The sequence below is a fragment of the Longimonas halophila genome (assembly GCF_002554705.1).
Classification (GTDB): Bacteria; Bacteroidota; Rhodothermia; order Rhodothermales; family Salinibacteraceae; genus Longimonas; species Longimonas halophila.
Genome location: NZ_PDEP01000007.1, coordinates 212,265 through 234,766 on the forward strand (window position 1 = coordinate 212,265; position 22,502 = coordinate 234,766).

The following is a 22,502-nucleotide window of genomic DNA, read 5'->3' on the forward strand; positions in this document are numbered from 1 at the left end:
AGTCGCACGTGCTACCCAACAGCGAGGCGTTAGGCGACGGCACGGGTGGTGTAGCTGCGCAGTGTTTGGCGAATGGCCGTTTCGATAAAGTCATTCTGGTCGATCCGAATGTCGACGCGCTCTGCAAGCAACAGCGATACCGTGCCGTGCAACGATGCCCAGATGGTGCTGGCCGATACCCGCGCATCCGCCACCTCAAACACGCCCTCATCCGCCCCTTCGGCCAGCGCCTCGGCAATGGTGTCGAGGTTGCGCCGCGCGCGCCGGTACTTCTCGGCGGGATAGCGTTCCATCTGCTCCGGACGCAGCTGAAACATGATCTCGTAGTACTCCGGATTGTCAAGCCCAAACGTGATAAACTGCTCGCAGAGCGCCCGCAGCCGCTTCACCGGACGGTCCGGGAATTGCCCCACGATCGATGTAAATGCATCATACAATTGCTGCATTCCTTCATCAATGAGCGCATGCAGCAGTGCATCTTTGCTTTCAAAGTGCAGGTAGATGCTGGTGGCACTGTAGTTGATCGACTGTGCGATCTTGCGCATCGACAGGTTGTGGTAGCCTTCCTTCACCAGCAGACGGCGGGTCGTATCCAGAATAAGACGACGCAGGTCGCCATTTGAAGTTGGCACATCACTCATAAAGCGGAACAGGATAACGGGGTGGATAAAGGACGCACAGCAAGAAAAACGGTCATCGGTAGCCCGACAATGCACAGCAGGGTGCGGGGCGGGTGGCATCCCAGCGCCTTTGTAACGTACAACATACCTCATGGCATATTCAACCGCCAACGGCATATTCTCTGCGCAGAACAGGCACATGCTGAACGGAGCCCGCACATGGGCTGAACTGTGCGCTCCCTGCGGCTTATGAACGGGCGTGTGTTACTTGTGCTTACTTGCTCCCTTGCCTCATGGCTGAACAGGCTCCGCCTCCGCACGAAGACCCGAACACGTCTCGCCCGCTTAGTCCCACGCGCTCGCGGGTGCTGATCACCATTATTCTGCTGCTCTCTATAGCCACGGCGCTGGGCAGTGCCTACTTCCTGGTGAACACCGCCGAGTCGGCCCTCGAAGGCGTTCCGCCTGACTCGGTTGAGGTTGTGGATTGACGCCGCTGTCTCACACATGGCGTTCACTTTCTCGTTTTGCTCCCCGCTACTCATGTCAACTACGGCCTCCGCATCAGACGCCCCCACCGGCGCGGCGCTCCGCCACGCACTGGAGCGCCCCGCCACGTATCCATACGCCCCCGACTCCATTACGGTGGTGCAAACCCACATTTCGTACGTGGCGCTGGCACCGCCCTACGTGTATAAGATCAAGAAGCCGGTCGACCTGGGCTTTCTGGATTTCACCACGCTGGCGCGCCGCCGCCACTACTGCGAGGAGGAAATCCGCCTGAACAGCCGCCTGTGCGGGCGCATCTATGAGGGCGTGGTCCCTATTTCGATGACCGACGACGGCCTGCGCCTCGACGACGACTCGAATGTGGTGGAGGTCGCCGTGAAAATGCAGATGCTGCCGCACGACGACTTTCTGGATGCGCGCCTCGACCGCGGCGTGCTCTCGGAAGACGATCTCGATGCGGTGGTCGATACGCTGGCTCCGTTCTACCGCGAGCGTACCTCCACCCCCGAAATTGCGGCGAACGGGCGCATTGACCGCATCTGGGCCAACATCCGCGAGAACTTTGAGCAGGCTACCAGCCACCGCGATGCGCTCATTACGCATCCGGCCTACGAAGCCCTTCAGTACGCCGCCGAGCGGTTCATGGATCAGCACGCTGCGCTCTTCCATCAGCGACGCGCCAATGGGTCCATCGTGGATGGACATGGCGACCTGCGCCTTGAGCACGTGCATCGCAGCGCCCAGGGCGTCTGCATCTACGACTGCATCGAGTTCACCGAGCGGTTTCGGCACATTGACATTGCCAACGATGTGGCGTTCCTGGCGATGGAACTCGACGTGTTCGGGCGGCCCGACCTGTCGCGCTCCTTCATTCGGGGCATGGCGGATGCGATGGGCGATCCGGATCTGCACACGCTCATTCCGTTCTACAAGAGCTACCGTGCCTTTGTGCGGGGCAAGGTCAACGGCATGAAACGCAGCGATCCCGACATCACGGGCGAGGCCCTGGACGCATGCAAGCGCGACAGTCAGCGCTTCTACCAATGGGCCCTGCGCTACTTCATAAACGACGCTCGCCCCTGCGTGGTCGTGGTGATGGGCCGCCCCGGCACCGGTAAGAGCACACAGGCGCAGGCGCTCCGTGATGCCCTCGGCTGGGAGGTCGTGTCGTCCGATCGCGTACGCAAAACCTTGGCGGATGTACCGCTGCACGAACGCCCCGATGCCGCCACCCGCGCCCAGCTCTACAGCGCCGATATGTCCGCGCGCACCTACGCCACGCTGGCCGACAAGGCCGCCGAACGCGCCCGGAACGGAGAGAGCACCATCTTAGACGCCACGTACAGTCGCCGTAGCACGCGAAACGCCCTGCGTGAACGCCTGCATGACGTCAGCCTCCAGCCCATCTTCGCCGAACTCACCGCGCCCGACGAGGCCCTTCGCCAGCGCCTCGATGCCCGAACCACACAGTCGGACGTGGTATCGGATGCGCGGGCCGAGGACTTCGAGATGCTCACTGCACGCTACGAGGCGCCCGATGCACTCGAAGACGCCCGCCACGTTCGCGTGTCGGCCCACGACGACCCCGACACCACCACGCTCGATCTGCTCAAACAGCTTATTCGCGTAGCGTAGGTCGTAGGTCTCCGGACGCTTCTGTCCCCCCAACCTAACCAACCCCTCTTCTCGTCGCAAGGCTCTGCCTTGTGACGCACTTTCGAGGGGCACAAAAAGCATGACCCTTCGGGCCCCTCTGCCCCATAATACTCAGCAGCAGCGCGTCAGGACGCCCTCTTGTGCGCCATTGCCCCACCGCGATCTGCGCCACCGCACGGCGAACAAGCACCCCTTCACCCCATATCAACAATTCCATTAACCGCAGTTTCACACAAATAACTTTCAGTCAGGGCGCTTTGTCCTGGAGGATACACGCTATGGATACGCTTCCGGTGTCACAACTGCTGAATCACAAAGGCCATGAGGTCGTCACCACCACGCCGACCGCCACGGTGCGCGATGCCATCCGCACGATGGTTGACCACAACGTGGGCTCCATTCTGGTGATGGACGACAACGCTATCGCCGGCATCTTTACCGAGCGCGACTACCTGCGCCGCATCGTGCTGCAAGGGCGCACCTCCGACACCACGCAGGTCCGCGAGGTCATGACAGCCGATCTGGTCACGGTGCCGCCGTCGTGCACGGTGGGCGAGTGTATGGAGCTGATGACCGAGCACAAGTGCCGCCACCTGCCCGTGGTCAAGTCCGACGGCAGTCTGCGCGGCCTCGTCTCAATTGGCGACTGCGTCAAGTACATGTCGGAGCAGGCCAAGAGCGAGGTCGAGTCGCTCCGCTCCTATATTTCAGGCGGATACACGGCGTAGTGCCCCCCTGCCGGCACCAACCGCGCTCCGCCGGCGCGGATGCACGAACCAAGCTAAAGCAGTGTGCGGGTTTTTCGATGGTCCTTTCGGGTTGGGCATCCCCCTTTGTCGCTGCGCGACATGGACTCCGATTCGCTTCGTCAGTCGCTGACGCTCGTGTCTCCCCTTCGCGAAGGGGGAAACACCCGAACAGCGTGAGGGAATGGGGGATGTCAGGACCGCGCATTCTGCCACAAGGCGGCGATCAACAAAGGAGGCAGGAAACCTGCACATGCCGTAAGCTACGCCATCACAAACCGAAGTACGGCGACGTAATGGATGGCGCTGCCCCCAAGCACAAAGAGATGCCACACGCCGTGGTTAAACGGAATGCGGTGCCAGCCAAAGAAGACGACGCCCCCGGTGTAGGATACCCCGCCTGCCACGAGCCAGGAGAACCCCTCCCACGACAGCATCTCGATGAGCGGCCCCGCACAGAAGATGCCCACCCAGCCCAGCACAACGTATGGCACCACGGCCCCCCAGTGGAAGCGGTGCTGCGAGCACACCTTAAAGAGGAGTCCGGCGATGGTGCAGCCCCACACCACAGCCAGTACGCCCCAGCCGAGCGGGTCATTGAGCCCCAGCATCACCAGAAAGGGCGTGTAGGTGCCCGCAATGAGCAGATAGATCCCGATGTGGTCGGCCACCCGCGCAAGGTACTTCAGGCGCGGGTGGCGTACGCTGTGGTAGAACGTAGACGCACCGTACAAAAAGACGAGCGTGGCCCCGTAGAGCGCCCCGCTGGCCCACAGCCAGGTGTTTTCGAGCGCCGCACCACGCATCAACAGAACAATCCAGCCAATGAGGCTAAGCGCAAGCCCCACGCCGTGGGTGAGGCTGTTGATGCGCTCCTCGCGAACGGATTGGTGCGGGGCGGTGGCGGCGTGACGTACGGGACTCATAGGCAGTCGGGGGGTCGTGCAGACGGCGCTCTGCCCTATCCACCAGCAATAGCTGTGGTCAGGTCTGGATGACGCCGGGGTTGAACGTCTGCAGGTTCGGGTTCAGGTCGGCCATGTTGATGCCGCGCGAGAGCCAGGCTCGCGTATCTACTGGATCGATGATCTCATCAACCCAGAGCCGGGCGGCGGCGTAGTACGGCGTGGTTTGCTCTTCGTATCGATCTTCAATGCGCGCGAGCATCTCTTGCTCCTCTTCTTTGGAAAGCTCTTTGCCCTGCTTTTCGAGCTTGCGCACCTGAATCTGATGCAGCACCTTTGCGGCCTGCGTGCCGCCCATCACTGCAATCTTAGCCGTGGGCCACGCGCAGATGAGACGCGGATCGTAGGCGCGTCCGCACATGGCGTAGTTGCCTGCGCCGTAGGAGTTGCCCGTAACGACCGTGAACTTGGGCACGGTGCTGTTCGACATGGCGTTCACCATCTTCGCGCCATCTTTGATGATGCCGCCGTGCTCGGCGCGCTTGCCTACCATGAAGCCGGTTACGTCCTGAAAGAACACCAGCGGAATCTGCTTCTGGTTACAGTTCATGATGAAGCGCGCGGCCTTGTCGGCTGCATCGGCGTAGATGACGCCGCCGACCTGGATTTCGCCCTTCGACTCGTGATTCGTTTTATTGCGCACCACCGAGCGCTGATTCGCCACGATGCCTACGTTCCACCCGTCAATGCGGGCATAGCCGGTGAGCAGCGTGCGCCCGTAGCCTTTCTTGTACTCGGTCCACGACTCCGCATCCACAATGCGCGCCAGCACCTCGCGCATATCATAGGGCTGCTGGCCGCTGTCGGGCACGAGCCCGTAGATCTCTTCGGCGTCAAAGGCAGGCGCTTCGGGTTCGTCGCGGGTGAAGCCGAAGCGGTGCTCCGGCCCCATGTGGCTCATGATGTCGCGAATGGTGTCGAGCGCCTCCTCGTCCGACTCGCACTTGTAGTCGGCTACGCCCGAGATTTCGGTGTGCGTGGTGGCACCGCCCAACTCGTCGGCTTCGACCTCTTCGCCGATGGCGGCCTTCACGAGGAACGGCCCGGCCAGGAAGACCGATCCGGTGCCGTCTACGATAAGCGCTTCGTCGCTCATGATGGGCAGGTACGCGCCTCCCGCCACACAGCTCCCCATGATGGCCGCAATCTGTGGGATGCCTTTGCTGGAGAGAATCGCGTTGTTGCGGAAGATGCGCCCGAAGTGCTCCTTGTCGGGGAAGATTTCGTCCTGCATGGGCAGGTAGACACCCGCCGAATCCACCAGATAGATGATGGGCACGTGGTTTTCGAGCGCGATCTCCTGCGCACGCAGGTTCTTCTTGGCGGTGATCGGAAACCAGGCGCCAGCCTTGACGGTGGCGTCATTGGCTACCACCAGGCTCAGGCGTCCGCTCACGTGGCCCAGCCCCATGACCGTGCCGCCCGAGGGACAGCCGCCCTCGTCTTCATACATCTCGTATCCGGCAAACTGTCCCACCTCGGTGAAGTCGTCAGGGTCGTCGAGCAGGCGGGCGATGCGTTCGCGGGCAGTGAGCTTGCCGCGCTTATGCTGCCGCTCAATACGCCGGTCGCCGCCGCCCTTGGCCACCTTGGCCTGGCGCGTGGCTAAGGTGTCGAGCAGGTCGCGGTAATGCGCGTCGCGGCGCTGAAACGAGGACGAATCGGGATTGGCGGGGGTGCCCAGGTCGGCAGGAGCAGAAACGTCGGCCATGCAAATACGAAACGGTGAGTGAGGAGATTGAAAGCGGTTCCAGCCCTTAAAAACAAATCACCTGCCGTGGAAGATCCAGGGCAGGCGATTCAGTTTGTGCAGAGATGACCGGATGCGCCCAGAGCGCACATGCTACAGAATAGCGCCCATCTTGCGGCGGATTTCTTCGGGATCGTCGCCCGTTTTGTCGTGGATGAGGCCCACAATCTTATCCATCTCGCCGCGTGCGCGCTTCATTTCCTTGTCGTCGAATTCGGCGTCCTCCCAGATGGTCTTGATCTGGTCGCGGATGCGCCGCCAGCTTTCGTTCATTGCTTCTGTAGCCATACGTATCCTCTGCTGTAGTCCGAGTAACGCGAACCGTGCTCCGTGCTGCTGAATACAGAATGTGCTGCAACACGCACAACGGTTACAAAATGTGTATCGTAATTTACGGGAGCCGCGCAACGGGAGTTTCCAGCCGGACGTACAGATACGCGTCATTATTCAACACATGTATTGGTTTTGGGGATACGCCACATCGTTATGGATACGCAGGTCGCCATCATCGGAGCAGGCATCAGCGGACTTGCTGCAGCCTATCGTCTTCACACCAGCGGACACGACGTGCGCGTGTTTGAGTCGAACGCGCAAGCGGGCGGCGTCATTCGTACGCATCGGCACGACGGGCTGCTGATTGAGGAGGGGCCGAACTCGATCAACGGCGCGGGACCGGCGCTCACGCGGGTGCTGCACGAGTTGGATCTGATGGCGGCGCGCATCACTGCCAACCCGGATGCGCGTAACCGCTTCGTGGTGCGCAACCGACAGCCGGTGCCCATCCCGCAGTCCATCCCTGACTTCCTGCGCACGCCGCTGCTTTCGGCCCGCGCCAAAGCCCGCCTGCTCACGGAGCCCTTTCGCAAGCGCGGTCCGTCGGGCGAGTCACTCGCCGATTTCGTAGCGCGCCGCCTGGGGCCCGAGGTGCTCGACTACGCGGTGAACCCCTTCGTGGCCGGGGTGTACGGCGGACGCCCCGACCAGCTTGCGGTGCAGCATGCTTTCCCGATGCTCAAGACCCTCGAAAAAAAGCACGGCTCGCTCTTCGTAGGCGGTCTCCGCAAGGCGCTCAGCGGCTCTTCCGACAATGGGGACGCGCCCACCCTGAGCGGACTCTTCTCGTTTCGAGACGGCTTGCAGACGCTGCCGAACGCCCTCGCAGCACACCTGAGTGATGCTGTGACGCTTGACTGCCCCGTGCAGCAGATTGCGCCAGCTGTAAGGGGCTGGACGCTCACCCACGCGGACGGCACTACGCGCGCTGAATCTGTCGTCTATGCGGCGCCGCTGCACCGGCTGGGCGATGGCATTACGCTCGATACGCCACTCGGCCTCGATCCGCTCCACGCGTTGCCCTATGCGCCCATGCGCAGCGTCTCGTTGGCTGTGCCCGAAGACGCGGTGTCGCATCCTTTAGACGGATTCGGCATGCTCGTGCCTGCAGCGGAGTCCGATCTGCGCATTTTGGGGACGATCTTCGCCTCCACGCTCTTTCCAGACCGTGCGCCCGAGGGACAGGTGCTCCTCACCACATTTGTAGGCGGGGCCCGGCATCCTGAGCATATGGAACTGAGCCCCGACGCCACAGAAGCCCTGGTGCAGCGCGATCTGGGTCGCCTGCTTGGGCTTTCGGGCGGTCCCACCTACGCGCACCATGTAACGTGGCCGCGCGCCATCCCGCAGTACACCGCTGCCCACGGACGCCTGCTGGGCCGCCTGGACGCACTGGAAACCGCCCATCCCGGACTGCACTTCGCAGGCAATTACCGAACCGGCATTTCGGTGGAGGATGCGTTCGACTCGGGCTGGCAGGCCGCGGGGATGCTGGCAACCACCCATTCGTGAGACGAATGTCCGCGCCCGACTCGCTTTTTGCAATGGCATGCCCGCCTGCGAAGCTGGCCGGGACTGTTGTTTGAGGCGCAACGCTTCGCATCCCCTCAACAAAAAAACGCCGTGATGCAGAGGCTACACCACGGCGTATCCCAGTGCTAAATCAGACGAATGCTATGCCCAGCCGTCTTCCTGCGCCAAATGCCGCATGAGGGTGCGCTTGGCTACAGGCAATAACGTGGGCTCGTAGGGCACCGCCAGGTCGGTGTTAAACATGTACGTTGCCGGATTCGGGAGGTCCTTGCGCTCATCGACCATCTCCAGCTTGATCGTGCTGGGATGGGTATCGACCCCGAACTGGTCGATGGATTTACAGTGCTCGGTGCGGAGCGTGCGGTACTGTTCGTCTTCTTTTGTGAAGATGGACACTGTGTAGCGGAGCACGTGCAGGCGGTGCACCTCGCGGTCGGGCACGAGCACGTAGCCCTCTTGCACGTACGACGGCACAATGCCGACGGTCTCGACATCGAAATTGTCTTCGACCATCTCATAGATCGAGCGGCCTTCTTCGATGGCCTCCTGGATGCGCGGCAGCGCCCACTCCATGAGCGCTCGGACCGTAGAGAGCTCATCGTCTTCGAGTTCGGGCCACTTGTACTGCAGCGCGCCCGCCTCCCAATCTACGCCCGTCGCCTCGCCGGTAGTGGCATTGCGGTACGAATCCGACCGATCGATAATGGTCTGGATCGAGGTGTAGAGCGAGACGAGTTGACCCAGGTGCGGGTAGATGCGCTGTTCTTCAAAATCCCTGTGGGCCTGTTGCAGCCCACTAAGGATCTGATATTGCGTGCGTTCGACGTCGTCGGCAGCGCGTGCGAAAAGGTTGAGATCGAGGGTAGCCATAAGCGACAGGGTACTTCAGTTAACATGTCGTTAATCCATGCCTAAGGATTGGTGAAGTGACATGCAAGCGCCGTGCCGCATTTTTAGGGATTTAGAACCTGTTTTGATTTCTTATTTTGGGCTCCGAGCGGCTCCGCTGGGCTGCAAATTGCCCCTAATCTCGGCCCGTAGCCCCGGCTACGAACCTCGATTGGGGTCCAATTTTCGCCTCAGCGTCTCGCGCTCTCGCCGTCAAACCAAAACCCAAACAGGTTCTTAGTGAACCCGGAACCGCTTTTCGTTGCATTTGGGGATGCGGAGGGACGACGGTGGAACCGCCGTAGGAACATGGCTCGCCGTGCCCCTACAGGCCGATTACTATGGATGCCCGAAGCCGGTTACTTATCCCGCGCCGCCTTCATCTTCGCAAACAGCCCCTTGATCTGCTCACGCGGCATGGCCGTGAACGCGTTGAACTGTCCCCCGGCCACGAGCTTCTCGCCGCCGTCGAACGTGACGACTTCGCCGTTCATGTAGGCGGCGCCATCGGAGAGCAGAAACGCGACGAGCGTGGCCAACTCCTCAGGCTCGCCAAAGCGGCGGGTCGGATTCCGCTGCTTCATGTCCTCTTCGACATCCATACCGGGGACGAGGCGACTCCACGCGCCCTCCGTAGGAAAAGGCCCCGGCGCAATTGCATTCAGGCGGATGCCCTCGGGTCCCCACTCCGCCGCCAACGAGCGCATCATGGCCACGATTCCTGCTTTTGAGACGGCACTCGGCACGACGAACGCGCTTCCGGTGTCGGCGTAGGTCGTGGCAATCGACAGCACCACGCCGCCCGATCCGCGCTCAATCCACCGCTGCCCGCACGCCTGGGTGCAGTAGAACGAGCCGTACAGATTCGTCTTGACGATGGCGTCGAATCCGTTGGGCGAGAGGTCTTCCGTGGCCGCCAGGAAGTTGGCCGCGGCATTGTTCACAAGCGCGGTGACGGGGCCCTGCGCGTCTTCGGCTTCATCGAAAAAGGCGTTGACGGATTCGGCGTCGCGCACGTTGCACGAGATGCCGTTTGCGGTGCCGCCCTCTTCTTCGATGGCAGCAACCGTTTCATCGAGCGGCTCGGTGCGGCGTCCGTTGATCGTGACCGATGCGCCAAGCGCCGCGCACTGCTCGGCCATGGCGCGTCCAAGGCCCGTCCCGCCGCCCGTGATCACGATGTGCTCGCCGTCGAGGAGGTCGTCTGCAAAGATATTGGACATAGAAATACGCTGTAGAGAGAAACCAGAGAACAGATGCGGTCTGCCTGCACACGGACGAAGCCTGTGCATGCATCGGCAAGATACACAATGCAATGTGCAAACTACAATGAGTGAGACCGCAGTTGAGCTGTGCGTGATTGCTTCCTGTAAAACGGGTCCTGGGACGAATGGTCGAACGGCGTATCCAGCACATGACGGATATACACACCGTACCCGTCTCACATACCGCAGGGACGCACCGACAACGCGGCCGGGCGTCCCTGTAATGAGGCTCGTTGCAAAACGTGTCACCGGGCGTCTACCGCACGACGCTAATGCGCGTAGTGGTCTGGAACTGCTCGCCGGTCATGCGCAAGAAGTACGTGCCGCTGCTTAGGCCATCGGCTCCGGGCTGCACCGTGAAGTGCTTCACCTCATTCGGTGCCATCGGGCCGTCGTAGACGGTCGTAACGCGCCGTCCGAGCACATCGTAGATCTGCACCCGCACGTGCTGACGCTCCTTGACCGCACTTTCCACGGTCATCTGTGCCCCGGCTGGGTTCGGATAGGCCCGCAGCCGGTACGGATCTTCCAGTGTGATCTCTGCCTCTACCACATCCGACAGAAGCGCCGTCTCGTCGCCCGCGGCCCACTGCAGCCGGAACTGATGCGTGCCCGGCGCCAGGGCGTCGGTTTCAAGCTGGTAGGTTGGCGCATCATCGGTGGAGTCAACCTGCGTCCTCTCCGCGACCTCGACGGTCTGGAGGTCGCTCCACGCGGCGGTGCTATCGGCGCGGTGCTGCACACGGAAGGCGCCTTCGCCTATCGAGCCGGTGGTCGTCCACGCCAGCTGGGCCGACTCGCCCTGAGGCTCGGCTTCAAACGAGCTCACCTCGGCGAGCTGTGTAGAAGGGCAAATGATGACTCCGGGCTCGCATCCTGGGGCTCCAGGTGCCACCGAGACCAACTGACTGGCTGTTTCCGTTTCGATTCCTTTGGTTATGGTCACGCGCATCGCCCCCGTGTCGAGTCGGTCGCTATCGTTGTAAAAAGTGTGACTGCACGACGCACCTGTACAACCTTTCGCACTCCACACTGTGGAGCCGACATTGCGATATTCCCAATCGTAGCTGGTAGCCCCATCGCCGCCTTCAACATTGGCGCTCCAGGTGCCTGACTGTCCATGATCAACGTACGTAGGGCCGGAGAGGGTGACTGTCATTCCAACTTGCTCTCTCGGAGCACTGGAAGAATTTCCAGTTTCGTTGTATGCGGTAACGCGATAGAATGTGCCAGGCTGGCTGGTGTTGTGCGTGTATGTATCGGCCCCAAAGGGCACAGTGTCAATCAGAGTGCCGTCGGCGTAAATACGATAGCCCGATTCGTAATTTCCGTAATCCCGGCCTGTAGGGTAGCTTTGGGATTCCCATTGCAGGGCGACCCCCTGTGTACCGATGGAACCACTTAGATCTGTGACTTGGGCTGGACGCAGTCCGATGTCAGGGACCTCGTCTAAGTCGTCAAACATGAACTGATAATTGCCTTCCACTGAGGTTTGGCGTTCGCCATCGAGTCCGCTTCTAAATGCGTCGTGAAAGTTTGAAACATATTTCTTTCGTTCCGACTGAAACACTTGAAATACACGATCTGCCAGTCCACTAATATCGTCGTTATCACCACTTCCATAGCGAGTATTCTCGAAAAAATCATCTTCGTAGCTATCGTAGAGGTTCCAAAGGTAGCATGCAAATGCTGCGTATGAGGGGCTTCCACCATTCGCATACTTAATGCCTTGGAATCGGTATGAGGAGCCGTCTGGGCGAATGCCCGTCTCGAAAACGTCCTCCTCTGTATTATCGACGTATGAACGGAGTTCATCGCCGTATTCCTCGTTGGCGTAGTTACGAACAGCAAATGAGAAAAAAATTGCCCATCCCTCCTTGAGTTGAGTGGTTGCTGCCAGCATTCGACCTGTTTCACCTCCCCACATCTTGTAGTTCGTGTAGTGTCCATACTCATGTGATACAGTCTGTAAATTTGTACAAGTATCGTCTATTTTTATACCATAACTTTCATTTCCTGTAAGCCAATCTTCCTTATACCAAAAAATGCCACAGTCACTTTCAAGGTCTTCACGGACAACATTGACAATAGGCTGCTCAAAGGGGATCTCCCCATCGTAACGCTCTATTAATAATTCTTGGGAAAGCATCATATTGCGAAGAATAGCCCCATCTTTCGAATTCACTGTAGCGTTTGCATCCGAAATAGAAATATTTGATCCCATCCCGCTGATATCATAGGAAACACCCTGCTGTGGACCAAAAAACGACTCAGTGCCTCCACTAATATCTTCAATCCAAGCTCCCTGGCCAACCGATAGCGTAGCCGCTGTATTCGAGGTTCCTACAAGTACAAGGAGTTCGTCGTACTCGCTTATATCCTGTGTAAAGCTGAACTCGAAATGGTAGCCCCCATCTTCTTCGACTCGATCGTAGTGAACGTGCTCGTTGTCGCCAATCTTTGGGTGGTAGAGTTGATTTGGATTGCTACTGTCCCGAAACCAAATTTTCACCTTGCTACCGTAGAGGCCTTCGATTCTGCTTGGACTCTCGTTTTGATCAATGAAGTTCACATTTCCACTAACTGAAACCGTGGTAGTTGACTGCGTTGTTGCCCCGGCCTCTCCAACCGATCCTTGAATGGTACTAATACGATGTCGAGTGGTATCTCCTGGTGCAAACACTTGATACCTGTCGGTACCGCTATCAACATTGAGATGCTCCGAGGCACTCTGGGCATAGCCGACAGGGGCCTCAGGAACGCTCAAAATAAACTCGATCATTGCACTACCCGAACTCTCTACTCGAATTGTGTAGTTTTTTACGTATGTCTTCTCTTTTTTAAGATTAAATTCCTCCGTACGGTATGTTTCTCCGCGTTGCCGGTTGGGCGGTGCAAGGTGTTTTGGAAAGTGAAGCATTGCTTCGCCCGTGCCATCCACATGAGCTTTAAACCGGACCTGCAACTGGACAGTGGCTCCACGCACCGGATCCCCCCTTAATTCCATATCGATAATCTCGACAGCGGGATCAACAGCTGGGTCGTTTAGTGAAGATGAATATAATTGTCCATAGGCAGTAAAGTCCCCAAATAGGAGAATCAATGCTGATAGGATGAGAGTGGTATAGCGCAATTTCATGGCAATCTTGTGCTTGTGAGTAAATAAAGAGCCTGATTGCCAGTGAGCTCAACTTCCTCGCGGACGGTCCCTCTGGCAATGTGTGATCTTGGCGGATCAAGTGGATCCAAGCGGATCCATTGCATATCCCACGGGCGAACCGCGGGGGTTTTTGTAATATTTTGAGTGTGTAACTTCCTTGTCAGGAATCAATTCACGTTTTTTAGCACGTGTAGCGAGAAGTTGCCGACCGCCCCACTTGCTCCAGCCACCGGGCCGCTTCCGTAGACGATGTGTTGCCCGTCAGGACTCCAGCGGGGAAACAGGTCGATGGACTCTCCTTCAGGGTTAGTCGTTGTGCGCAGCGTGCGCCGTGCCTCGGTGTCCAGATCGATCACGCCGATCGAGTCTACACGCCCACTGCTAATCGAAAGGGCGTCTTCCTGGTAGATGTTGTACAGAAGCTGGTCGCCGCTTGGCCCGTAGCGCATCCAGAGCAGTTGGGGACGAAAGCTCCAACTCAGCGTGTCGCGGATGCCGGTAGGCAAATCGTAAGTCGCTACTTTTGGTGAACGGGCGCCCCCAATATTGTCGTAGTTGATTGGATAGAGGAGCGTGCGACCGTCGGGACTTACGTCGAAGCCGTTGAAAATTTCTTCCAGTCCGGCTGGACTTGCGTGCTCGACGAGCAAACTATCAGTACCAGTCTCGGTGTCCAGGAGGTAGTAGCCCGGTATAGGGCCGTCTTCAATTCCTTCTGGAATCGATCCGTAGCTGTAGTAGACAACTTTCTTTCCACTGGAGCCCGGAAGGTAGACAGCACTGCTAACGACATGGTTACTGTCGCGAAGTCGGCGCTTTTCACCGGTCTGCGTATCGATCTCGTAGAGGGGTCCCCAGAATCCGGGTCGTGACTCGAGAGGCGTTTCGATGAACAACAGCTTCTTTCCGTCTTCACTTTTCTCAATAAAAATGGGTGCCGGTGTACCACTGGGAATAAGGGTCGTATCTTTTTTGGCAGTTAAGTTATTATCGAGTCGCAGACGGTCAAGGGGTTCAGTCGCATAGATTTCAGTCGGTTGGGTCCAAACCCCCATTTGATAATGTTCTTCACCGATCTGCACGATGGCCTCGTTAATTGCTGGAGGCTTCTCTGGCTCAATGGAATTTTTGCATCCGATCAAGGTAAGACCAAGAAGCAGTCCGGCGGTCGTTAGAAGGATGAGAGTAAGGGGGCGGAGAAAGCGACACATAGCACCTATAGCTGTGATTGACAAGTAAATAAATGAAGGAGCTTCACGGAAGAAGCTGTCATGTACCCGGCTGTGTTTGGTGTTTGCAAATCACTGGAGGCCCTACAGATTTCCTGCAGGGTTTTTTTGTGTACTGGCAAATTAGTTGTGGAAAACAGTATCTGGGTCTATGATCGGTTCAGTTCACATCTTGTAAGACATAGAGCGAATACGGCCCGACAGCCCCACGTGGTAACGTCAGCGGCGCACTTCCGTACAGAATATGCTGTCCATTTGGGCTCCATGTCGGGGCAATCTGCACCGATTCGCCACGCGGGTCGGTATTCACGTCAAGCACGCGCTTTGCCCCGGTAGCTCGGTCGAAAATGCCGACTTCACTTTCGGGGGCCGCTGTGTTCGAGTAGGCATTAAACGGAAAGTTGCTGTAGAGAATCTGGGCCCCGTCCGGACTGTAGCGCAGCCAGAGTCCCTCATTGATAAACGAGTCGTAGTCCAGAGCAAGGGTGTCGGGCGTCTCTGTGGTCAGATCATACTCCACAATGCGTGGTCTGCGCGGGGTTGAAATCGAGGAGCGGACATCAGGAATGAGCAGCGTGGTGCCGTTAGGGTGCACGTCAAAGCCGTTTATCATCTCATCCGGGCCCAACGGCGAGCGGTGTTCTACAAGGAGAGTGTCATCTCCAGTGGTGGTATTGAGGCGGTAGTACCCCGGCGTGCGTTCTTGATCGGCATTCCCGAAAGCGGGATCAGACCCATAGCTATAGTAGAAGACGATATTCGCGTCTTCCGGATGGTACACTGCGCTCGAAACCGCATAGCTACTATCACGCAGTACACGCTCTTCCCCATCACCGTTGAACTCGTATAAAGTACCCAGGGAGGCACCACCAAAAATAGACCGGACGTAGAGAAGCGAGGACTCTGAACGGCTTGTCTGAATGAAAGTGACAGGACGACCAGGATGTGAACCCAGTTCGAAGAGCAAACTCTCCTCCCCTATTTTTAAGTCGCTATCTACAGTAATTTCCCATAAAGGAATCGCCGCAAAAATAGACTCGGGCGTCCAGGCTCCCATGATGAGATTACTTTCAAGTGTCTCCCCTTCCGCTCTTGCCTCCTTGAGTAGCACAATATCCTCATTAATTGCTGTTTCTTCTTCAGGGCCGGTTGTCCCGCATCCGGCCACCAAAACCAGAATGAATATCAATGCAGAAAGGACAGACATTCGCCCAAGATATATCGAGGCTGTTGGCGGTGAAACGGAGTGTACAAGCATAAGAAGCAAATTCATCGTACAGGAAAACGAGAAACGACCTACAACATGAAAAGCCGATGATTTGAAATACATGCACGGGTAGCATACAAGGCGGTGCAGCCATTGTAAAACCGCCCCCTCCCGATGATCACACAAACTTAACATTTGGTATGCATGCATGCGATCGATCCCTTGTGAGATAGCTTTCAACACGCCCTTGGGAAACAAACCACAGGCAATCTACACGGCGCAATGCCCTCCCACAATACACAGATGTTCCCTATTTTTGGCTACATCTGTATCCAATTTCGGATACATGTGTGGATAGTTGCAGGGTACATCTGTATCAGGTTCAGAGCTTCTCTTCTTCTGATGGACCTTTCTGGCACCCGAATACCGCACAACCCACCGAGCCACCAGACAGAAGCCGCATGAGCAGACGTATCTTTTGAAGCGAGCTCTCAGTGAAGCGGGGAGCGTGTGTAATACGATATATTCAAACGGTAGATGAACATGCTCCCCCCACAACCACAACGGCCCGACACGTTGCCTGAACGTGCCGGGCCGCTCCCGTCGAGGAATCGTGCACTGATTGCACACGATGGAGTGACGCAGTTCAGCGCCAGTTGGGTTGAGGAGTTGCCTATTAGACCGCTTCCGGGTCCGTAGGCGTAGCCGCCGGAGCACCATCGCCCGCAGTTTTCGGGGTGGGCGCGCCGTCGCCACGGGGGGTACCCGGACGCCGGATGCTGGCGCGGTATTCGTCGAGCGTGAACGAGTCCACCTTGACGTACTGCGCTTTCGCTTCTTCGGCGCGCTGCACCAGGTCGTACTCGTCCTGGGTGATGATGCCCTGGTCGAGGGCTTCGTCGAGCAGGGTCAGCGGACGCGCCTTCGGCAGGTCGCCGTTGCGGATGGCGTCTTTGATCGTCTGTCCGATGTGATACGCCTCGCGGTTGAGTTCGAATGCGTGCTCCAGCTGCCCAATCGGGTCGCTCGGATCGGTGTTTGTGTAGACACCTTCGGTGAGCCACTCGCGCGCACCGTCTTTCTGCTGGATGGCACGAGCAATGGTGTGGCCCAGGTCGTCCGATGGGTCGGAGCCGATGGTGTTCAGCCGCGACCACGGCGCGACGATGCCGCGCAGTGCCCATGTGAGGCCGGGCACCTTCAGGTTGGTGTACAGCCCTTCAAACGCCTCGTCGATACGGGCGAAGGCGTGCTGGAGCGCCCAGTGCATGAACGGCTCCTGCTCCTTGGGACGTCCGTCGCGTTCGAAGCGCGCCAGTGTGGCCGTGGCCATGTACATCCACGACAGGACATCGGCAAAGCGACCGGTAATCTTCTCTTTGCGCTTCAGTCCGCCGCCCAGCGTGCCCATTGCCACATCCGCCCAGAAGGCGAAGCTGGCCGAGGCCCACGCAAGTTTGTGGTAGTACTTCGCGGAGGGTCCGCCAACCGGCGAGGACGCGAGGCGACCGCGCGTTAGACTGAGGCCGAAGGCGCGGAAGCCGTTACGCACCACGTGGCCAATGTGCGGCCAGAATGCGTTGTCGAAGGCTTTCACATCGCCTTCCATGAGTGCCTCGATCTCTTTGAGCGCGTACGGATGGCAACGGATGGCCCCCTGCCCGAAGATCATCATGGTGCGGGTGAGGATGTTCGCCCCCTCCACGGTGATGCTGATGGGCACGCCGGTGTAGGCATTGGCCATCAGGTTCTTCGGACCACGCGAGATGCCGTTTCCGGCGAGCACGTCCATGGCGTCGTTCACCGCGTCGCGCTGCAGTTCAGTGAACTGGTACTTGGCGATGGCGGAGACAACCGATGGCTTCTCGCCATTGTCGACGGCGCCGTTGGTGTACTGGCGGGCGGATTCGAGCAGGTACGAGTAGCCCGACATGCGTGCCAGCGGCTCTTCGATGCCCTCGAACTTGCCAATGGAGAGTCCGAACTGTTCGCGCACCGCGGCGTGGCCGCCCGCAACGCGGGTGCAGTACTTGACGCCGCCGGTAGCTTGAGCAGGCAGCATGATGCCGCGTCCGGCTGAGAGTGCATCCATGAGCATGCCCCAGCCCTTGCCTGCGCCGTCTTTGCCGCCGATAATGGCGTCGATGGGCACGACCACGTCTTCGCCTTCGGTGGGGCAGTTGTAGAACGCAATGCCGAGCGGGTCGTGGCGGCGCCCCAGCTTCACACCGTCAAGGTCGGTGGGCACGAGTGCGCACGTGATGCCGAGATCCTCGCCCTTGCCGAGATAGTTGTTCGGGTCGTGCAGCTTAAAGGCGAGTCCGAGAACGCCTGCGATGGCGGCCAGTGAGATGTAGCGCTTGGTCCAGTTCAGGCGGATCTTGAGCTCGCCGTCGTCATCGCGGAAGACCTCGCCATGGGAGGTCATAGCCCCCGCGTCGGACCCGGCTTGGGGCTCCGTGAGCGCAAATGCGGGCAGCAGTTCGCCGCTGGCCAGCTTGGGCAGGTAGTGGTCGCGCTGTTCTTGCGTACCGTAATGCAGAAGCAGTTCAGCGGGCCCCAGCGAGTTGGGAACCATCACCGAAATGGAGAGCGGCAGCGAGCGCGTGCCCAGCTTTTCGACGACCGCACTGCGGGCCTCCGCCGAGAAGTCGAGTCCGCCGTATTCTTCGGGGATGAGCATCCCGAAGAAGCCTTTTTCTTTCAGGTAGGCCCAGGCCTCCTGCGGCAGGTCGCCACGCTGGTGGATCTCCCAGTCGTCGACCATCTCGCAGAGCTCATCGACGGGGCCGTCGAGGAAGGCGCGCTCCTTGTCGGAGAGCTCGGTGACGGGCTGATCGAGGGTCTTCTTGAGGTCGGGCTTGCCAGAGAAGAGCTCGCCGTCCATCCACACCGTACCGGCATCGATGGCGGTTTGCTCGGTTTCAGAGATGGCGGGCAAGAATTGAAGCGCTTCCATCGTACGCATGACGGCTCCGGAGAGCATGCGGCGGAGCGGTGGCACGTTGAAAAGCGCAACCAGCGTCAGGTATGGAATCCAGACCGCGAGTCCGGCCCCGGCTCCGTACAGCGCGGCGGCTCCGGCGACGGCCCACACGGCAAGCGGCGCGCCCGTAAACCCGAGCGCAAACAGCACAAGCACCACACCGGCACCCACGCCCCAGAGCGGAAATTGAGCGAAGATATCGAATAACGGAAGATCCATAGGAGTCACCTGAGTCTGAATGAGCAGAGCAGCGGCACAGAAAACGACACGTTCGTCGCAGTTAACACCGTTAAGTTACGACTCTAACCTACTTAACAGTGTTATGTTTTGCAAGAACTCCACTTTTTTACCGGGTGGTGGATTCATCCCGGTGTGCAAGGCGGATGTGCAAATGTGGAACCAAACTGTTACAGGAGCCAACCTGGCATTCTGATGTGACCCCTTGCGCCGTTATTCTGTTGGGAGGCATATTTCTCTCCCTGCGCGGCTACACGCTGCGTATAGAGCAGCAAGCCGGGCGGCGGGCCACATCGCTACTGGAGCGGGCGGATGCGTGGTGCTGCGACGAAATGATGCAGGCGTGCTGCCTGACCTGGGTGTTCCCCCTTGATCCTATTGGATCCTATTGCTTGTGCGTGACGCAACGCTATGCGGCAAGCTCGGATGCAGATGTCTCCTGCCGATGGGCTGCGTAGACGGTGGTGAACTCGGCGCCCAGGAAGAAAATTTGGGCGGCGTAGTACATCCAGAGGAGCAGCGCGGCAAGGGCGCCGGCAGCCCCGTAGGCAGAGACGGCGGCGGTGCTTCCGAGATACCATCCGATGCCGCTGGTGCCCAGGCGAAGAAGCAGCGCGGTGCCGATAGCACCCATCCACACGTCGGCCCACTGCACGGAGGCATCGGGGAGGACGCGGAAAAGGAGCGCACAGAGTCCGGCAAGCACAATCAGCGTGCCGACCTGTTCGGCAAGGTAGAGTCCCCATGCACCGCCGAGGGTATCGGCGAGTCCGCTGAGGACGGCGCTGAGCACAAGACTGCCCACCAGACCGACGCCCACAAGTAGCACCAGCAGCAGCGATAGCAGGCGACTGCGCACGAAGCCGCTGAGGCCGGTGTGTACGGGAGTGGCCCGCCAGATGGTGTTCATGGCATCTTGCAGGCGGGCGAAGAAGACGGTAGCGCCAACGAGGAGCAGTACACTCCCGATTAGCACCGCGGCGGTGCCTTGCCCGTCAACCGAGGCTTTGCTGAGCATGTCTTGCACGAGCGTGCGCCCGGCGGGTCCGACGACCGATTCGACCTGGTTGAGCAGTGCGGTTTGCGCCTGCATGGATTGCTGGCCGTATACGAGGCGCGCCACCGCCAGCGCCAGTACCAGCAGGGGAGCCAGCGAGAAGATGGCGTAGTAGGCGAGGGCGGCTCCCAGGCGCTCGGCTTTGTCGGTGGTGTAGGCGTTCCAGGTGGCAACGAGCAGCGAGCGCGCAATGGCAAACGGCATCAGACGAATGGATACGTGGTGCTTCGATCATGAACGCACGCTCCAACGGGAGGCACGGCGTTGCGTTCGCGGATCGATTTTGGATTGGGGATTTTGCCGGATTGTGAGATTAGCCGCCGTACGCTACGACATCTTTTGTCAAAGTGCTCCCATAGCTGGAGAACGTGTGCCGACCACTTTGCACCTCCAGCGGTATCTGTGTCAGGCCTCCGTTTTATCTCTGTCGTGCATCATACCAATCATCTTTTGACGGCCTACGGGCGGCATCGGCGGGGCAGAGCCCCTTAAAAAGTGCGTCACAAGGCAGAGCCTTGCGACGAGGGGGGCGGGAGTCGGGTTCGGGTGCGCAGGAACGTCTTACTCATCGCGCCAACGGGGTAACTTGTGCCGAACGCTATCGGTACCGTCGGTGCCAGGCTTGGCGCTTAATCTCGTAACTTTACATTTGGATTGGGGATGGCCCATCGCACATCCAGGATTGCAAATCACACATCCAACATGTCGCCCCCCTTTTTTATTCGATCTCAGCGAGCACTCCATCGTAGGCCGCGTTGGCGTACTCGTCGGCGAGGCGGTCGAGGAGGCGGGTTTCGATGTCTCGCTGACGACGCTCCAGAAGGATGGGGTCGAAGAGGTCACGCTCGCTCCCCGAGAGGTCGAGGTTGCGCCAGTCGCCTGCGAAGCGGCCGTCTTCCATCTCGCCCTCAGCTTCGGCGCGCGCCCTGCCCCGGTCCACAACACGGCGCGTCTGGACATCAACGACGCGATAGTCGACGACGGCCTCAACGTCGAGGTCGTAGGTGCGGTGAACGTAGGACGTGTCGGTGGAGGCGTTGCCCCCATTCTGCCGACCGCTCGTGCGACTGCGGCGGCTGGGCACGTATGCAACGCGGACGTGCTCTTCGTCGACATCCGTTTCGGTTGCGGTGAACTCCGTGACTTCTCCCGTCACAACAAAGGCGGCGTCTACGCTGCGGCCTACCGCAGCAGCTTCACGGCGCGACAGTACAGCGCGGCTGGTGCCATTGCGCCGCATGGTGCGCTGCACCTCGATGGGATCGGCAGCGGCGATGAAGCGGGGCGGCGACGACCAGTAGCGGGCATTGAGCACATCGTTAAGGTCGGGGAGAAAAACCTCTGACAGGGCGCGCCCGGCTGTTTCGGTACGCCAGAGCGGGAGAAACGCCACACGTTGCGTTCCGCGCTCGATGGCTTCCGTCTGCAGCGCCTCGGCTTCCGCCACGAGCGGATGAGAGGCGGGCACGAAGTCGAAGATGCGAGCAGCACGCTGGTAGGCCCCCCGATAGGTGCCGCGCTGCATCTCGGTATCGGCCCACCCGAACAGAACGTCGGCCTGTTGCTCATCGATGGCCTGCAGACGGCCCGTGTCGTCGATGTAGCGGCGGGCACGCTCGTAAGCGTTAAAGGCGGCCTCCCAATTTTGGGCGTCCGTTGCCTCTTGGGCCTCCTCAATGAGTGCATCAGCAGCACGCCGCTCCGTGTCGGTGCGGAAGACTGTATAGCTCTCGGGCAACGGCACGCGTACGTCCACGCTCTGACAGGCTTCGTGCAGGTCGCGCACTTCGTCAAGATGATCGACGGCGCGCTCGTACCGATCGGCGTCGGCAGCAGAACGGGCATCATTCATCCCGTCCTCCATGGCGCGCTGCGCAGCACCGGCCAGGCTATCTCGCGCATTGGGGAAGTCGGACTCGTCCTCCAGCACTTCTATGTATGCACGGGCTGCCTCGGCATAGCGTCCCTCGCTTTCGAAGTTTTGGGCCCGTTCGAACCGCTCTTGCGTGCTCACGCATCCGCCCAGAAAAAGAGCAAGCAACGACAGCGCAAGAAGCCAGCGAGCCGGACAGCCAACGGTGCGACGACAGACCATAGAAACGGTGGGATTAGGAAATTATCGGTTGTGTGGAGCCCTCTGGCTTGACGTACTATTGTTAAGTAATAGGTGTCATTGCGCGGATGAGCATCAATCCCCAATCCAAAATCGGGTAGTGGGTAGACGCTAAGTGATAATGCGAATCAGGAGTTGAAGGCGAGCAGGAGCATCGCGGCGGCGAAGCGTCCGAACACATGCACCATCAGCCCCCGGGTCGACCGGACCTTCGAGGCGGCCTGAATGCCGGTTTTTTCTTCAATCC

At 59.3% G+C, this 22,502-nt stretch carries 16 protein-coding genes and 1 pseudogene; 4 read left to right on the plus strand and 13 right to left on the minus strand.

Annotation, left to right across the window (positions count from 1 at the left end):
* Positions 1-29 precede the first annotated feature (29 nt).
* The gene (locus CRI93_RS09120) at positions 30-641 is read right to left on the minus strand and encodes a TetR/AcrR family transcriptional regulator (RefSeq protein ID WP_098062314.1); all 612 of its coding nucleotides are present in this window, start codon (positions 639-641) and stop codon (positions 30-32) included.
* A 272-nt stretch (positions 642-913) separates the two neighbouring features.
* On the opposite strand from CRI93_RS09120, the gene CRI93_RS09125 reads away from it, so the two are divergent.
* The 3 genes from CRI93_RS09125 (at position 914) to CRI93_RS09135 (ending at position 3,514) form a co-directional block, all read left to right on the plus strand.
* A complete protein-coding gene (locus CRI93_RS09125) occupies positions 914-1,111 on the plus strand; it encodes a hypothetical protein (protein WP_098062315.1) in 198 nt (65 codons plus the stop codon).
* Between the two features lie 52 nt (positions 1,112-1,163).
* Positions 1,164-2,765 (plus strand): bifunctional aminoglycoside phosphotransferase/ATP-binding protein, encoded by a 1,602-nt coding sequence (locus tag CRI93_RS09130; RefSeq protein WP_098062316.1) that lies wholly within the window; start codon positions 1,164-1,166, stop codon positions 2,763-2,765.
* A gap of 299 nt (positions 2,766-3,064) precedes the next feature.
* Positions 3,065-3,514: a CBS domain-containing protein gene (locus CRI93_RS09135; protein ID WP_098062317.1), complete on the plus strand. Its 450-nt coding sequence runs from the start codon at positions 3,065-3,067 to the stop codon at positions 3,512-3,514.
* Positions 3,515-3,795: 281 nt separating this feature from the next.
* Here CRI93_RS09135 and trhA read toward each other — a convergent pair whose 3' ends face one another.
* The 3 genes from trhA to CRI93_RS09150 form a co-directional block, all read right to left on the minus strand.
* Positions 3,796-4,458: a PAQR family membrane homeostasis protein TrhA gene (gene trhA / locus CRI93_RS09140; RefSeq protein WP_098062318.1), complete on the minus strand. Its 663-nt coding sequence runs from the start codon at positions 4,456-4,458 to the stop codon at positions 3,796-3,798.
* A gap of 58 nt (positions 4,459-4,516) precedes the next feature.
* Positions 4,517-6,208, minus strand: a complete 1,692-nt coding sequence (locus CRI93_RS09145; protein ID WP_098062319.1) for an acyl-CoA carboxylase subunit beta — start codon at positions 6,206-6,208, stop codon at positions 4,517-4,519.
* Positions 6,209-6,340: 132 nt separating this feature from the next.
* Entirely contained in the window at positions 6,341-6,535 is a 195-nt protein-coding gene (locus CRI93_RS09150; RefSeq protein ID WP_098062320.1) for a general stress protein CsbD, read from the minus strand.
* 198 nt (positions 6,536-6,733) lie between these two features.
* On the opposite strand from CRI93_RS09150, the gene hemG reads away from it, so the two are divergent.
* On the plus strand, positions 6,734-8,092 hold the full coding sequence (hemG, locus tag CRI93_RS09155; protein WP_098062321.1) for a protoporphyrinogen oxidase: 1,359 nt from the start codon (positions 6,734-6,736) through the stop codon (positions 8,090-8,092).
* Positions 8,093-8,254: 162 nt separating this feature from the next.
* Here hemG and CRI93_RS09160 read toward each other — a convergent pair whose 3' ends face one another.
* The 9 genes and pseudogenes from CRI93_RS09160 to CRI93_RS15685 all read right to left on the minus strand — a co-directional run.
* Positions 8,255-8,983: a hypothetical protein gene (locus CRI93_RS09160; protein WP_098062322.1), complete on the minus strand. Its 729-nt coding sequence runs from the start codon at positions 8,981-8,983 to the stop codon at positions 8,255-8,257.
* A gap of 377 nt (positions 8,984-9,360) precedes the next feature.
* On the minus strand, positions 9,361-10,224 hold the full coding sequence (locus tag CRI93_RS09165; protein WP_098062323.1) for an SDR family oxidoreductase: 864 nt from the start codon (positions 10,222-10,224) through the stop codon (positions 9,361-9,363).
* A 298-nt stretch (positions 10,225-10,522) separates the two neighbouring features.
* Positions 10,523-13,405: a T9SS type A sorting domain-containing protein gene (locus tag CRI93_RS09170; protein WP_098062324.1), complete on the minus strand. Its 2,883-nt coding sequence runs from the start codon at positions 13,403-13,405 to the stop codon at positions 10,523-10,525.
* Between the two features lie 188 nt (positions 13,406-13,593).
* Complete coding sequence (locus tag CRI93_RS09175) at positions 13,594-14,481, minus strand: PD40 domain-containing protein (protein WP_176521808.1); 888 nt, start codon at positions 14,479-14,481, stop codon at positions 13,594-13,596.
* 334 nt (positions 14,482-14,815) lie between these two features.
* On the minus strand, positions 14,816-15,862 hold the full coding sequence (locus CRI93_RS15150) for a TolB-like translocation protein (protein ID WP_141491645.1): 1,047 nt from the start codon (positions 15,860-15,862) through the stop codon (positions 14,816-14,818).
* Positions 15,863-16,538: 676 nt separating this feature from the next.
* The gene (locus CRI93_RS09185) at positions 16,539-19,067 is read right to left on the minus strand and encodes an acyl-CoA dehydrogenase (RefSeq protein ID WP_098062327.1); all 2,529 of its coding nucleotides are present in this window, start codon (positions 19,065-19,067) and stop codon (positions 16,539-16,541) included.
* A 427-nt stretch (positions 19,068-19,494) separates the two neighbouring features.
* Entirely contained in the window at positions 19,495-20,346 is an 852-nt protein-coding gene (locus CRI93_RS09190) for a YihY/virulence factor BrkB family protein (RefSeq protein ID WP_098062328.1), read from the minus strand.
* Between the two features lie 514 nt (positions 20,347-20,860).
* Positions 20,861-22,237, minus strand: a complete 1,377-nt coding sequence (locus CRI93_RS09195; protein ID WP_098062329.1) for a tetratricopeptide repeat protein — start codon at positions 22,235-22,237, stop codon at positions 20,861-20,863.
* 146 nt (positions 22,238-22,383) lie between these two features.
* Positions 22,384-22,502 (minus strand): annotated as a pseudogene (locus tag CRI93_RS15685) (IS982 family transposase); the annotation flags it as partial.